The sequence below is a fragment of the Streptomyces sp. NPDC050560 genome, from assembly GCF_044457285.1.
Lineage (GTDB): Bacteria > Actinomycetota > Actinomycetes > Streptomycetales > Streptomycetaceae > Streptomyces.
This window is the reverse complement of record NZ_JBITGT010000002.1, coordinates 38,997-52,867: the sequence shown is the minus strand read 5'-3', so window position 1 is coordinate 52,867 and position 13,871 is coordinate 38,997. Positions and strand designations below refer to the sequence as shown.

Below are 13,871 nucleotides of genomic sequence, written 5' to 3'. Positions count from 1 at the left end.
GGAATGCCCGCCCCGTAGTATCCGTTGGGTGGGGTGAGAGTCTCCGGATGGCTCCGCCAGCAGAACACCGTCAGTCCCCAGAGACGAGGAATGAAGCCGTGAGCGACGTTCGTAACGTGATCATCATCGGCTCAGGGCCCGCCGGCTACACGGCGGCGCTCTACACCGCACGGGCGTCACTGAAGCCGCTGGTCTTCGAGGGTGCTGTCACCGCGGGTGGGGCGCTCATGAACACCACCGAGGTGGAGAACTTCCCCGGCTTCCGCGACGGCATCATGGGCCCCGACCTCATGGACGGGATGCGGGCGCAGGCGGAGCGCTTCGGAGCCGAGCTGGTCCCGGACGACGTGGTGAGCGTCGACCTCAGCGGTGACGTCAAGACCGTCACCGACACCGCCGGCACCGTCCACCAGGCCCGCTCGGTGATCGTCGCCACCGGGTCCAGCTATCGCAAGCTGGGGCTGCCCCGGGAGGACGCGCTGTCCGGACGGGGCGTCTCCTGGTGTGCCACCTGTGACGGGTTCTTCTTCAAGGACCAGGACATCGCGGTGATCGGTGGCGGTGACACGGCCATGGAGGAGGCGACCTTCCTCTCTCGCTTCGCCAAGTCCGTGACGATCGTCCACCGCCGGGACACTCTGCGCGCCTCCAAGGCGATGCAGGAGCGCGCCTTCGCCGACCCGAAGATCTCGTTCGTCTGGGACAGCGCGGTCTCCGAGATCCATGGCGACCCGAAGCTCTCCGGGCTCACGCTGCGGAACGTGAAGACCGGGGAGACCTCGGAGCTTCCGGTGACGGGCCTGTTCATCGCGATCGGCCACGACCCGCGGACCGAGCTGTTCAAGGACCAGCTCGACCTGGACGACGAGGGCTATCTGAAGGTGGAGTCCCCCACCACCCGTACCCGCATCCCCGGTGTCTTCGCGGCCGGTGACGTGGTGGACCACACCTACCGCCAGGCGATCACCGCGGCCGGTACCGGCTGTTCCGCCGCCCTGGACGCCGAGCGCTACCTCGCCGGACTGGCCGACGCCGCGACCGTCGCCGCCACCGTCTGACCCTCTCCACACCCCGCACCAACGACCAAAGGAGCCCGCCGTGGCCGGCACTCTGAAGCACGTTACGGACGACACCTTCGAGCAGGATGTCCTCAAGAGCGACAAGCCCGTACTGGTGGACTTCTGGGCCGCCTGGTGCGGTCCCTGCCGTCAGATCGCCCCGTCGCTTGAGGCCATCGCCAGCGAGTACGGCGACAAGATCGAGGTCGTCAAGCTCAACATCGACGAGAACCCGGCGGTCGCCGCCAAGTACGGCGTCATGTCGATCCCCACGCTGAACGTCTACCAGGGCGGCGAGGTCGCGAAGACCATCGTCGGCGCCAAGCCGAAGGCCGCGCTGGTGCGCGACCTGGAGGACTTCATCGCCGAGTGACCCTCCTCGCGAGGCATGGGCGGTGTTTCACGTGAAACACCGCCCCCGATGTTTCACGTGAAACATGGAACGGGCCGACCTCATCGGGGTCGGCCCGTTCTCCTTGTTCACGACGGCACCCGGGCGCCCCTCAGAGGGGCCGAAGAGCGGGCTCCTTCTGTACGGCGCCGAGCAGCCGGTCGATCGCCATCTCCACGTCTTCCTTCCAAGTGAGCGTCGTCCGCAGCTCCAGCCGGAGCCGGGGGTACGCGGGGTGCGGGCGGACGGTCTTGAAGCCGACCGCCAGCAGATGGTCCGCCGGAAGCAGACAGGCGGGCTCCTTCCACCGCGCGTCCCCGAACGCCTCTATGGCCTTGAAACCGCGGCGCAGCAGATCCTTGGCGACCGTCTGCACCATGACCCGACCCAGACCCTGCCCCTGGTACCCGGGGGTGATCCAGGCCGTCATGAGCTGGACGGCGTCCGGCGACACCGGGCTCGTGGGGAAGGCGGTGGAGCGGGGGACATAGGCGGGCGGCGCGTAGAGCACAAAACCGACCGGGGTCTCGTCGACGTACACCACCCGGCCACAGGAGCCCCACTCCAGGAGGACGGCGGAGATCCACGCCTCCTTCTCGACCTCGGGGGTGCCGGCCTTGAGGGCGGCCTCACCGCTGACGGGGTCCAGCTCCCAGAAGACACAGTGCCGACACCGCTTGGGGAGATCGGGAAGGTTGTCGAGTGTGAGCGGTACGAGCCGACGCCCCATGAAGCCAGTTCCTCACTTCCTCCGGCTGCCGCGCCGAGGGCGGCCGTCAGAGAGCGCATCGTTCCCTGAGCAGACTGTCCACCACTGTCACCGGGGCCCAGCCCAGATCCCCGGCAGGGGCCGGTACGGTCGCCCGGGGCGTCCGGTGGATGATCTCACCGGGGCGCCGATGACCTTGGCCGTCCCTGATCGCATCGTATCCATGATGTGATTCCATCGATACCGATGGAAAGCAAAGAGCGAGCCGTGTTCCGGCACAGACCGGACACGACCCGCTCCCCTCCGTGGCGGGTGGCTAGCCGAGGGCTTCCCCGCTGCCCTCGTCGTCGGCCTCCGTCGACTCGTCCTCCGCGTCGTCCTCGCCCGCAATACCGCTGTGCAGAACCGGTCCCTCGCCCGGCGCCAGGGTGCCGAGGATGCGCTCCAGATCGTCCATGGAGGCGAACTCCACGACGATCTTGCCCTTCTTCTGGCCCAGGTCCACCTTCACCCGGGTCTCGAAGCGGTCCGAGAGCCGGGTGGCGAGGGTGTTGAGGGCCGGGGAGAGCCGGGCACCGGCCCGGGGGCCCTTCTGCTTCGGGGCGCTCTGCGGGCGGGAGCCCATGAGCGTCACGATCTCCTCCACCGCCCGCACCGAAAGCCCCTCGGCGACGATGCGATGGGCCAGCCGGTCCTGCTCCTCCGAGTCCTCCACGGAGAGCAGGGCGCGTGCGTGCCCGGCCGAGAGGACGCCCGCCGCCACCCGCCGCTGGACCGCGGCGGAGAGCTTCAACAGCCGCAGCGTGTTGGAGACCTGGGGCCGGGAGCGGCCGATGCGGTCGGCCAACTGGTCATGGGTGCAGTTGAAGTCCCTCAGCAACTGGTCGTAGGCGTTGGCCTCTTCCAGCGGGTTCAACTGGGCGCGGTGCAGGTTCTCCAGCAGGGCGTCCAGGAGCAGCTTCTCGTCCTCGGTGGCCCGGACGATCGCGGGGACGCGCTCCAGACCGGCCTCCCGGCAGGCCCGCCAACGCCGCTCCCCCATGATCAGCTCATAGCGGTTCGGCCCGAGCTGCCTGACCACCACCGGCTGAAGAAGGCCGACCTCCTTGATGGAGGTCACCAGCTCCGCCAGGGCGTCGTCGTCGAACACCTCACGGGGCTGACGGGGGTTGGGTGTGATGGCTTCCAGGGGGATCTCGGCGAAGTACGCGTCCGGTGAGGAGGCGTTCTCCTCCGGCGCCTCGACCGCCGCCGGTTCCTCCCTCGCCTCGGGGGAGACGGTGCTCTGGGGGAGGGTGGCCACCTTCGCGGCCGCCACCCCGCGCTCACCGGCGAGGGGTCCCCCGCCCGAGACGGGGGGTGTGCCGCCGCGTGTCGGCGGCGATGATTTCTCGGCCGTGGGGGCCGGAGGGATCAGTGCACCGAGGCCGCGCCCCAGCCCTCGACGTCGCTCACTCACTGGTTCCCCTCCACCATGCTCTGCTGATCATTCTCTGTGCCCGCGGGCAGTTCGTACTCGATGCCGACCCCGCGCAGGGCGATCTCCCGGGCGGCCTCCAGATAGGAGAGGGCACCGCTCGAACTCGGGTCATAGGTCAACACCGTCTGCCCGTAGCTCGGCGCCTCGGAGATCCGTACCGAGCGCGGGATGCTGGTTCTCAGCACCTCTTCGCCGAAGTGGCTGCGCACCTCGTCGGCCACCTGCGATGCCAGTCGAGTCCTGCCGTCGTACATGGTCAGCAGGATGGTGGAGACATGCAGGTTGGGGTTGAGGTGCCCCCGTACCAGATCGACGTTGCGGAGGAGCTGGCCCAGGCCCTCCAGTGCGTAGTACTCGCACTGAATGGGGATCAGGACCTCGGCGCCCGCCACAAGGGCGTTGACGGTGAGGAGTCCCAGCGAGGGCGGGCAGTCGATCAGCACATAGTCCAACGGCTGCTCATACGACTGGATCGCCCGCTCCAGACGGCTCTCCCTGGCCACCAGCGACACCAACTCGATCTCCGCACCGGCGAGATCGATCGTGGCGGGGGCGCAGAAGAGTCCCTCGACATCGGGGACCGGCTGGACCACATCGGAGAGGGGCTTGCTCTCCACCAACACGTCATAGATGGAGGGGACTTCGGCGTGGTGATCGATCCCCAGCGCCGTGGAGGCGTTGCCCTGCGGGTCGAGGTCGATCACCAGGACCCGGCCGCCGTGGAGCGCCAGAGAGGCCGCCAGATTGACCGTGGTGGTGGTTTTCCCCACCCCGCCCTTCTGGTTGGCGACCACCATGACCCGGGTCTGCTCCGGACGTGGCAGCCCTTCACCGGCCCGTCCCAGAGCCTCCATGGCCAACTGGGCAGCGCGGCCGATGGGGGTGTCGTCCAGCGGGGGCGGTGTTTCACGTGAAACATCGTCTCCCACCGTCTCGGTACGGGGGCCGGGGACCGGATCGGTCATCGGTCCCGCGATATTGGCGTCGGACCGCAAGGATTCACTCTCCTCGACTTCAGGCTCGCGATAGTCAGAGCCTCCCATGCCCTTGGGGTCGTGAACCAGCGAGGCCCGGTCTTCTGTGGAGAAATCCGCATCTGTGGAAAACTCCGTCACCCTTACCGGTGATCCCAAGGACCCCAGGGGCTTCCGCTCGCGGGGTTCGGCCGCGGCGCGGCCCCGACTGATGATGCCATGCAGCAGTGAGCGACGTTTCACGTGAAACACGATGCCTAGCCATCGGCGCGGGTCCGGGCAGACACTCCGTGGGAGCGGAAGCAGGCAGCTTGTGTGGCGTATGACGAAACGTCAGCGTCGGCGGGGCTCCCGGGACCGCAGAGCCGACAGGGACGCCCCATGGCCCCCTCCCGCCCCGCGGGACCCCGCCGTACGCTCCTGCTCCTCTCAAGCCCTCAAGCCCTCAGCGGCGGCGGCGCGTACGCCCCGTTCTCGCGGCCTTGGCGCGCTTCGCGGCGAACCGCACACCGCCCGGGCTCTCGCCGACCTCGACACGCACCACGGTCGCCGCGGGCTCGACGACATCCTCGCCGACATGGATGACCGAGACCCGCTCGGCCCCGAGCTTCGCCAGCGCGGCCCGGGCGCCGGCCACCTCCTCCTCCGCGGTGTCGCCCTTGAGCGCCAGCATCTCCCCGTAGGGCTTCAGCAGCGGCACGCCCCAGCCGGCGAGCCGGTCCAGCGGGGCGACGGCGCGGGCGGTGACCACATGGACGGGCGGCAGGGTGCCGAGCACTTCCTCGGCCCGGCCGCGTACGACGGTGACATGGTCGAGGCCCAGCAGTTCCACTACCTCGTGGAGGAAGTTGGTGCGCCGCAGCAGGGGTTCGAGGAGGGTGATCCTGAGGTCGGGCCTGACCAGGGCGAGCGGGATGCCGGGCAGCCCCGCGCCGGAGCCGACGTCGCAGACCATGACGCCCTCGGGCACGACCTCGCCCAGGACGGCGCAGTTCAGCAGGTGGCGCTCCCAGAGCCTGGGCACCTCACGCGGGCCGATCAGCCCCCTGCGCACCCCTGTCTCGGCAAGCAGCTCGGCGTAACGCATCGCGTCGGGGAGACGCTCGCCGAAGACCGTGCGGGCCGATTCCGGAGCCGCTGGTGGCTCCGCTGCCTCCGTCACGAGGGCCGTCCTTCCATGCCGCGCCGGACCCCGCGGGGCCGACTGCCTCGGGCCAAGGATCTCGTTGCTGTGGTGCGTCTCAAGCTTGCGGTGAAACGACCGGCCCCGCCTGTAGTGACAGACGGGGCCGGGTACGACGTGCTGGTTAAGCGGGCAGTACGACGACGAAGCGCTGGGGCTCCTCGCCCTCGGACTCGCTGGTGAGGCCCGCGGCCTTGACCGCGTCGTGGACGACCTTCCGCTCGAAGGGCGTCATCGGCTGGAGCTTCACGGGCTCGCCCGAGCTTTTCACGTCGGCCGCGGCCTTGGCGCCCAGCTCGCTCAGCTCCTCGCGCTTCCTGGCGCGGAAGCCGGCGATGTCCAGCATGAGGCGGCTGCGGTCGCCGGTCTCCCGGTGGACGGCGAGCCGGGTCAGCTCCTGGAGCGCCTCCAGGACCTCGCCGTCGCGACCGACGAGCTTCTGGAGGTCACGGCCTCCGGCGTCGCTGATGATCGACACGGCGGCGCGGTCGGCCTCGACGTCCATGTCGATGTCACCGTCGAGGTCGGCGATGTCCAGCAGACCCTCAAGGTAGTCCGCCGCGATCTCGCCCTCCTGCTCCAGGCGGGTCAGGGTGTCGCCGGGCTCGGCGGCGGCGGTGGGGGAGGCGGTGCCTTCCGTCACGGATGGACTCCTTCTTACTTCTTGGACGGGTGCTTGGGCCGAGACGAGCCCTTGCGCTGTCCGGACTTGGCTTGGCGCTGGTTACCGGAAGCGGATTTGCCCTGCTGGCCACCCGCCTGCTGGCCGCCCTGCTTGCCCTGGGACGGCTTGTTCTGGGAGGGCTTGCCCTTGGGCTGGTTCCCGGACTGCGGCTTGGCGTCCTGGGGCTCCTGGGGCTTCTCCTGCGACGCCTTGGCACTGCGGGCGACGCTGCGGCCGTTGCTGCCGGAGCGGGCGACGCTGCGGCCCGAGCCCCGGGAGGACCCCGAGGCCCTGGAGGAGCCGGAGGAGGCCGCCTGGGCGTCTTCGGGGCCGTCCCCTGCCGCGTCCGCCGCCTTGGTGTCGTCCTGGGCGCCGGAGCCGCCCCCTGACTGCCTGGAGCCCTGGGCGCCGGAGCCGCCGCCCGACTGCCGCTGCGCCTTGGACTGGCGCTTGGGCTGCTGGCGCCGCGGGGCACCGCCGCCGCTGCCGCCCGAGGTGGCGTCGCCGGTCTCGGAGTCGACCGCGACGGCGCCGTCGCCGGCGGTCACGGTGCCGTCGGCCTGGGCGGCGAGACCGGCCTTGCTGAGCCCGTTGATGAACTTGCGCTCGTACTCGTTGCGCTCGCGGCCCTTGGCGACGATGGCCTTGACGACGGTGCGCTCGCGGCGGTTACGGGTCTGCTTGCTGTGGGTGACGTGCTTGAGCAGACGCTCAAGGAAGGCGGCCTGGGCCTTGCTGCCGGGCGTGGGGTTCTGCCGGATCACGTACATCTGCTGGCCCATGGTCCACACGTTGGTGGTCAGCCAGTAGACGAGGACACCGACGGGGAAGTTGATGCCGAAGACGGCGAAGATCAGCGGGAAGACGTACATCAGCATCTTCTGCTGCTGCATGAAGGGCGTCTTCACCGAGGTGTCGACGTTCTTCGTCATGAGCTGCCGCTGCGTGTAGAACTGCGAGAACGACATCATGACGATCATGACCGCGGTCACGATCCTGACGTCGGTGAGGCTGGCGTTGAGCTGGTTGAGCTTGTCGGCGCTGTCGAGGAACTTCGCCGCGAGCGGGGCACCGGCGATGTGTGCCTGCCGGGCGCTCTGGAGCAGCGAGTCGTCGATCACGCCGATCTTCTTGCCCGAGGCGATGCCGCTGAGCACGTGGTACAGGGCGAAGAAGAACGGTGACTGCGCCAGGATGGGAAGGCACGAGGAGAGCGGGTTGGTGCCCGACTCCTTGTACAGCTTCATCATCTCTTCGGACTGGCGCTGCTTGTCGCTCTTGTAGCGCTCCTGGATCTTCTTCATCTCGGGCTGGAGCGTCTGCATGGCCCGTGTCGCCTTGATCTGCTTCACGAAGAGCGGGACCAGGCAGATCCGGATGAGGATCACCAGGCTGACGATGGACAGACCCCATGCCCAGCCGGTATCTGGCCCGAAGATCGCGCCGAACAGTGTGTGGAACTGCACGATGACCCACGACACCGGGGTCGTGATGAAGCTGAAGAGGCTGGCAATCGTGTCCACTAATCAGGCTCCTTGGGCATGGGACGGGGTCTCGGCGACCGGGTGGGTCTCAGCGGGATGAACCCCGGAAGGCTCGCCGGTGGCGGAAGGCCCGCCCTTGCGTAGGCGCCAGGTCGCACGCAGCCTCTCGTGCCAGCGTGGTCGCTTGCGCGGCGGTACGTGGTCGACACCGCCGGGCGACCAGGGATTGCACCTCAGGATGCGCCAGGCGGTGAGCCCCGTACCTTTGATCGCGCCGTGCCGGTCGATGGCCTCGTAGCCGTAGTGGGAGCACGACGGGTAGTACCGGCACACCGGCCCCAGCAGTGGGCTGATGGTCCACTGGTACAGCTTGATCAGGGCAAGTAGCGGGTATTTCATCGCGCGCCCCCTCCCAGCAGTCGCTGAAGCGCGGCATCCAGGTCTCGGGCCAGTTGTGCGTGATCGGCGCTGCCCGCGGGGGGCAGCGCTCGTACGACTACCAGGCTACCGGGCGGCAGAAGTGACAGCCGGTGGCGCATCAGGTCGCGGAGCCTGCGCTTCACCCTGTTCCGTATGACGGCGTTGCCCACGGCCTTGCTCACGACGAAACCCGCACGCGTCGGGGGAACGCTTTCCCCAGGTGCGTGCGGGTCCGTGACACCGCTACGGAGGTGGACGACGAGGAGCGGGCGACCGGCCCGGCGTCCTCGGCGTACTGCTGTCGCAAAGTCCTCGGGCCGCCTCAGCCGGTGTTCGGTAGGCAGCACGACGTCATGACCGGTGCGATCAGGCGGACAGGCGGGCGCGACCCTTGGTGCGGCGGGACGCGAGGACCGCGCGGCCGGCACGGGTGCGCATCCGCAGCCGGAAGCCGTGGGTCTTCGCGCGACGACGGTTGTTCGGCTGGAAGGTGCGCTTGCTCACTCGGGGGCTCCAGTAATGAATATGGATGGGTGGCGGTGCCGCACGGCTGTCACCGTGCGCCCACGATCAGCTCGCTCACGCCCGAGTGCACCGCTGGGGGATCGCCCGGAGGTGATCCCTGCCCTCAAGACCGTATGGACGATCATGACTTTCGGAGGCAGGCGGCAGCAGCCGTCGACAACTCGACCTGGTCACGGTACGCGGGGCTACGCCATTCGGTCAAACCAGCGAGGGCGGGGGCCAGGCGGTCCGGCGCCGGGAGACACTGTGCACAGGCTGTGGACAACAACTTGAACCGAAACGGTGCCCTGACTACCGTGACTGAACTCCGTTTCGTCCCTCGCTCCCCCTTCCGCCCCCACTTCCGTCCCGTGTCGCTTCTTACGCCCCAGCCGTCCCAGGCGCCGCCCGAGCCGGGCCGGGGAACATCGAGATCCACTTCCGATCCGTCCCAAGAACCACACCTTCGTGGGACCTGCGAGAGAGCGTGCCCCTGTGGCTGACGTACCTGCCGATCTTGCCGCAGTGTGGCCACGAGTCCTGGAGCAGCTACTGGGCGAGGGCCAGGGTGGCAGGGAACACGGTGTGGAGGCGAAGGACGAGCACTGGATCAGGCGCTGCCAGCCACTCGCGCTGGTCGCCGACACGGCGCTGCTCGCGGTGCCGAACGAGTTCGCCAAGGGTGTGCTTGAGGGGCGGCTCGCGCCGGTGGTCAGCGAGACGCTGAGCCGGGAGTGCGGGCGCCCCATCCGCATCGCGATCACGGTCGACAACCCGGCGGAGCCCGCGGGCGTCGAGCAGTCCCCGGCCCTGCCCGCGCCGCGGCGGCGCTACGAGGACCAGGAGCCGCAGGGCGCGGCGCCCCAGGGCGGCCCCGGTGGGCAGGGCGCGCCCGTCGGCCCCGGAGGGCCTGGCGGCCCGGGCGGGCGCGGCGGTTATGAGGGGTACGAGGGATACGAGGGCTTCGGCGACTACGAGCAGTACGGCCACCGCGGCGAAGAGCGCCCCGCGGGCCGCGGCGAGCAGCAGCCGGGGGAGCACGCCGACGCCCCGCTGCCCGCGCCGCGCGGCGAGCAGGTCCCGGTGGCGCGGCCCGTGTACCAGGACTACCAGCGCCGCGAGCCGGGCTCCTGGCCCCGGCCTGGCGAGGAGTACGGCTGGCAGCAGCCGCGGCTCGGTTTCCCGGAGCGCGATCCGTACGCGACGCCTTCCGGGCCCCGGCACGACTACCACGGGCAGGAGCGGCCGCCCTTCGAGGTGGAGCGGCCCGGCTACGAGGCGGAGCGTTCCCCCTACGGCGGGGAGCGGCCCGGCGGCTACGACGGCGAGCGCGCGCCCGGCTCCGCCGGCCGTGGCGCGGACCGCGGCGGCTACCCCGGCGAGCGCGGCTACGAACCGGAGCTGCCGCAGTACGACCCGAAGCGCGGAGACTACGAGCGAAGCGGGGATTACGAGCGAAGCGGGGATTACGAGCGGGGCGCGGAGTACGAGCAGCGTCCCGACTACGACCCGCGGCCCGAGCGCCGCGACCGTGGCGAGGCGCCCGGCCCCCCGGGGCCGCGCGGCGTGATGGGCCTGCCAGGCGCGCGCGGTCCGCACGGCGGTCCCGGGGGCCCCGTGCTGCCCGCGTCGAGCGGTGCGCCGGGGCCGCTGGCCGCGCAGCCCGCCCCCGCGCCGGGTCCCGGCGAGCCCACGGCGCGGCTGAACCCGAAGTACCTCTTCGACACGTTCGTGATCGGCGCCTCGAACCGCTTCGCGCACGCGGCGGCGGTGGCCGTGGCGGAGGCCCCGGCGAAGGCGTACAACCCGCTGTTCATCTACGGGGAGTCGGGGCTCGGCAAGACGCATCTGCTGCACGCCATCGGGCACTACGCGCGCAGTCTCTACCCGGGCACCCGGGTGCGGTACGTCAGCTCCGAGGAGTTCACGAACGAGTTCATCAACTCGATCCGTGACGGCAAGGGCGACAGCTTCCGCAAGCGGTACCGGGAGATGGACATCCTGCTGGTGGACGATATCCAGTTCCTCGCGGACAAGGAGTCGACCCAGGAGGAGTTCTTCCACACGTTCAACACCCTGCACAACGCGAACAAACAGATCGTGCTGTCCTCCGACCGCCCGCCCAAACAACTGGTGACGCTGGAGGACCGGCTGCGCAACCGGTTCGAGTGGGGCCTGATCACCGATGTGCAGCCGCCGGAGCTGGAGACCAGGATCGCGATCCTCCGCAAGAAGGCGGTCCAGGAGCAGTTGAACGCGCCCCCCGAGGTGCTGGAGTTCATCGCCTCCCGGATCTCCCGGAACATCAGGGAGCTGGAGGGCGCGCTGATCCGGGTGACGGCGTTCGCGTCGCTGAACCGGCAGCCGGTGGACCTGGGCCTCACGGAGATCGTCCTCAAGGACCTCATCCCGGGCGGCGAGGACGCGGCGCCCGAGATCACGGCGACGGCGATCATGGCGGCCACCGCCGACTACTTCGGGCTCACCGTCGAGGACCTGTGCGGCTCGTCCCGCAGCCGGGTGCTGGTGACCGCCCGGCAGATCGCCATGTACCTGTGCCGGGAGCTGACGGATCTGTCGCTGCCGAAGATCGGCGCGCAGTTCGGCGGCCGCGACCACACGACGGTGATGCACGCCGACCGCAAGATCCGGGCGCTGATGGCCGAGCGCCGCTCCATCTACAACCAGGTGACGGAGCTGACCAACCGCATCAAGAACGGCTGAACTCCGGGCCCCCGCCCGGCAGTCGCCAGCTCCGCACTCCGGGCCGCCGCCGGGCCCGCCCGGCCCCCGCCAGCCCCGCCAGCCGCTCCCCGCACCCCCGAGCCGCCCCCGCTCTCCACAGCCTGGGGGCGGCTTTCCCGTGCCGCGGCGCCCCCCAGGGCGCCCTCCCGCACCCGGCCTCACGCCACGCCACGCACCCCACCGCACCCCCACGCCCCCGCGCGGCCCCGCACCCGGCCCGAAACACGGCTCGTACAGAATCCGCCGCTGTTCGAATCCCCGGGCGGGTTACGGGTGTTCTCCACAGATTGACGGACTTTCTCGCTTCCACAGCCTGGGGACGTGGGAGTTGTCCAGAATGTATCCACAGCGGGGCCGGGTCCGGACTCGTACCGGCAGGTCAGCGGGGTGTGGATTCGTGGACAGAAGATTTCCACAGACTGTGGACACCGATCCGTCCACAGGGCCCCTCGTCCCGTTGTCCACCGCGAACTCACAGGCCAGGGCTGCTTGTCCCCAGGTTTTCCGCCCTTCTCCACATCTCTGTCCACTGTTCGGCAACACGACGCGCCCTCTCACCGGGTCGAGTGAAAGGCGTCACATCGTGGGGTGCGCATGGCCTGTGGGGAACGTGGGTAAAACTGGGGACGCGGCTGGGGAGAAGTGGCCCCTCCCTGTGCACGGGGTGTGCAGAACTTTCCCCCGTCCACAGGAAGGCATGGTTATCCACGGGTGCCGCCCACAGGCACGGTGGATAAAAAACCGCCACTGAGCTGGGAAAACGCGGTTATCCACGGTTTCCACAAGCCCTACTACTACCCCCACCTAGTTAGCCCTGGGAATCCGTCTCGAAGCCGGGGCTGTGCACAACTCGCCCTCGGAGGCCGCACGGCCGCCTGGCCCGACTTGACCCCGACGGGCCACGAGTGTCAGTGGCATGGGCCAGACTGTTCCCCGGTGCCCTTCCCTCGCCGGGACCGAGGACACCGCCCGAAGACGGCCGGAGGGCCCGCCAGCAGAGCGGCGGCCCGCCGGTGCGGACCAGACGACAGCAGACGGCGCAGCCGACAGGGCGAGAGCAGCCGGGACAGCAGGAGGCGGCTTACGGTGAAGATCCGGGTGGAACGCGACGTACTCGCGGACGCAGTGGCCTGGGCGGCGCGCAGCCTCCCGGCCCGTCCTCCGGCGCCGGTGCTCGCCGGTCTGCTGCTGAAGGCGGAGGAGGGCGCCCTCAGCCTCTCCAGCTTCGACTACGAGGTCTCGGCGCGGGTCTCCGTCGAGGCGGAGGTCGAGGAGGAGGGCACGGTGCTCGTGTCGGGGCGCCTGCTCGCCGACATCTGCCGCTCCCTGCCCAACAGGCCGGTGGAGATCTCCACAGACGGTGTACGGGCGACGGTGGTCTGCGGCTCGTCCCGCTTCACCCTCCACACCCTGCCTGTGGAGGAGTACCCGGCGCTGCCCCAGATGCCGTCCGCCACCGGCACCGTCCCGGGCGACGTCTTCGCCTCCGCCGCCGCCCAGGTGGCCATCGCCGCGGGCCGCGACGACACCCTCCCGGTGCTCACCGGCGTCCGCGTCGAGATCGAGGGCGACACCGTCACCCTGGCCTCCACCGACCGCTACCGCTTCGCGGTCCGCGAGTTCCTGTGGAAGCCGGAGGAGTCGGAGACATCCGCGGTCGCCCTGGTCCCCGCCAAGACGCTGCTGGACACCGCGAAGGCGCTCACCAGCGGCGACAGCGTCACCATCGCGCTCTCCGGCACCGGTACGGGCGCGGGCGAGGGCCTGATCGGCTTCGAGGGCGCGGGTCGCAGGACCACCACCCGGCTGCTCGAAGGCGACCTGCCGAAGTACCGCACGCTGTTCCCCACCGAGTTCAACTCGGTCGCGGTCATCGAGACCCCCCCGTTCGTCGAGGCCGTGAAGCGCGTGGCCCTCGTCGCCGAGCGGAACACCCCGGTGCGGCTCAGCTTCGAGCAGGGCGTGCTCACCCTTGAGGCGGGGTCGAGCGACGACGCACAGGCTGTGGAGAGGGTCGACGCGCAGTTGGAGGGCGACGACATCTCCATCGCCTTCAACCCGACCTTCCTGCTCGACGGCCTCAGCGCCATCGACTCCCCGGTCGCCCAGCTCTCGTTCACCACCTCCACCAAGCCGGCCCTGCTCAGCGGCAGGCCCGCCGTGGACGCCGAGGCGGACGACGCGTACAAGTACCTGATCATGCCGGTGCGGCTCTCCGGCTGACCCCGGCCGGCCACGGCGCACCTCCCGCGCGGGCCT

At 69.8% G+C, this 13,871-nt stretch carries 13 protein-coding genes; 4 read left to right on the top strand and 9 right to left on the bottom strand.

Annotated elements, in window-relative coordinates; translation table 11 throughout:
* The first annotated feature begins 98 nt into the window (after nt 1–98).
* Both trxB and trxA read left to right on the top strand, forming a co-directional pair.
* The gene (gene trxB, locus ACIBIW_RS04875) at nt 99–1,058 is read left to right on the top strand and encodes a thioredoxin-disulfide reductase (protein WP_399332019.1); all 960 of its coding nucleotides are present in this window, start codon (nt 99–101) and stop codon (nt 1,056–1,058) included.
* A gap of 40 nt (nt 1,059–1,098) precedes the next feature.
* Entirely contained in the window at nt 1,099–1,431 is a 333-nt protein-coding gene (trxA, locus tag ACIBIW_RS04870) for a thioredoxin (protein ID WP_399332017.1), read from the top strand.
* Between the two features lie 130 nt (nt 1,432–1,561).
* On the opposite strand, the gene ACIBIW_RS04865 is transcribed toward trxA, so the two are convergent.
* The 9 genes from ACIBIW_RS04865 to rpmH form a co-directional block, all read right to left on the bottom strand.
* Nucleotides 1,562–2,179, bottom strand: coding sequence for a GNAT family N-acetyltransferase (locus tag ACIBIW_RS04865; protein ID WP_399332015.1), 618 nt, complete (start codon nt 2,177–2,179; stop codon nt 1,562–1,564).
* A gap of 295 nt (nt 2,180–2,474) precedes the next feature.
* The gene (locus ACIBIW_RS04860; RefSeq protein WP_399332013.1) at nt 2,475–3,617 is read right to left on the bottom strand and encodes a ParB/RepB/Spo0J family partition protein; all 1,143 of its coding nucleotides are present in this window, start codon (nt 3,615–3,617) and stop codon (nt 2,475–2,477) included.
* Entirely contained in the window at nt 3,614–4,681 is a 1,068-nt protein-coding gene (locus ACIBIW_RS04855; RefSeq protein WP_399332904.1) for a ParA family protein, read from the bottom strand. Before ACIBIW_RS04855 ends, ACIBIW_RS04860 begins: the two co-directional genes overlap by 4 nt.
* A gap of 376 nt (nt 4,682–5,057) precedes the next feature.
* Nucleotides 5,058–5,774: a 16S rRNA (guanine(527)-N(7))-methyltransferase RsmG gene (gene rsmG, locus ACIBIW_RS04850; RefSeq protein ID WP_399332011.1), complete on the bottom strand. Its 717-nt coding sequence runs from the start codon at nt 5,772–5,774 to the stop codon at nt 5,058–5,060.
* Nucleotides 5,775–5,919: 145 nt separating this feature from the next.
* Nucleotides 5,920–6,438, bottom strand: coding sequence for a protein jag (locus ACIBIW_RS04845; protein WP_399332009.1), 519 nt, complete (start codon nt 6,436–6,438; stop codon nt 5,920–5,922).
* Between the two features lie 14 nt (nt 6,439–6,452).
* Nucleotides 6,453–7,982 carry a membrane protein insertase YidC gene (yidC, locus tag ACIBIW_RS04840; RefSeq protein ID WP_399332007.1) on the bottom strand — a complete coding sequence of 510 codons (1,530 nt, stop codon included), beginning with the start codon at nt 7,980–7,982 and terminating at the stop codon, nt 6,453–6,455.
* A 3-nt stretch (nt 7,983–7,985) separates the two neighbouring features.
* Entirely contained in the window at nt 7,986–8,342 is a 357-nt protein-coding gene (yidD, locus tag ACIBIW_RS04835; RefSeq protein ID WP_399332006.1) for a membrane protein insertion efficiency factor YidD, read from the bottom strand.
* Nucleotides 8,339–8,710, bottom strand: coding sequence for a ribonuclease P protein component (gene rnpA / locus ACIBIW_RS04830; protein ID WP_399332004.1), 372 nt, complete (start codon nt 8,708–8,710; stop codon nt 8,339–8,341). Before rnpA ends, yidD begins: the two co-directional genes overlap by 4 nt.
* A gap of 19 nt (nt 8,711–8,729) precedes the next feature.
* The gene (gene rpmH / locus ACIBIW_RS04825) at nt 8,730–8,867 is read right to left on the bottom strand and encodes a 50S ribosomal protein L34 (RefSeq protein WP_119296106.1); all 138 of its coding nucleotides are present in this window, start codon (nt 8,865–8,867) and stop codon (nt 8,730–8,732) included.
* A 495-nt stretch (nt 8,868–9,362) separates the two neighbouring features.
* Between rpmH and dnaA the strand changes: the two genes are divergently transcribed.
* Both dnaA and dnaN read left to right on the top strand, forming a co-directional pair.
* Nucleotides 9,363–11,591 carry a chromosomal replication initiator protein DnaA gene (dnaA, locus tag ACIBIW_RS04820; protein ID WP_399332002.1) on the top strand — a complete coding sequence of 743 codons (2,229 nt, stop codon included), beginning with the start codon at nt 9,363–9,365 and terminating at the stop codon, nt 11,589–11,591.
* Nucleotides 11,592–12,698: 1,107 nt separating this feature from the next.
* Nucleotides 12,699–13,835: a DNA polymerase III subunit beta gene (dnaN, locus tag ACIBIW_RS04815; RefSeq protein ID WP_399332000.1), complete on the top strand. Its 1,137-nt coding sequence runs from the start codon at nt 12,699–12,701 to the stop codon at nt 13,833–13,835.
* Nucleotides 13,836–13,871 lie beyond the last annotated feature (36 nt).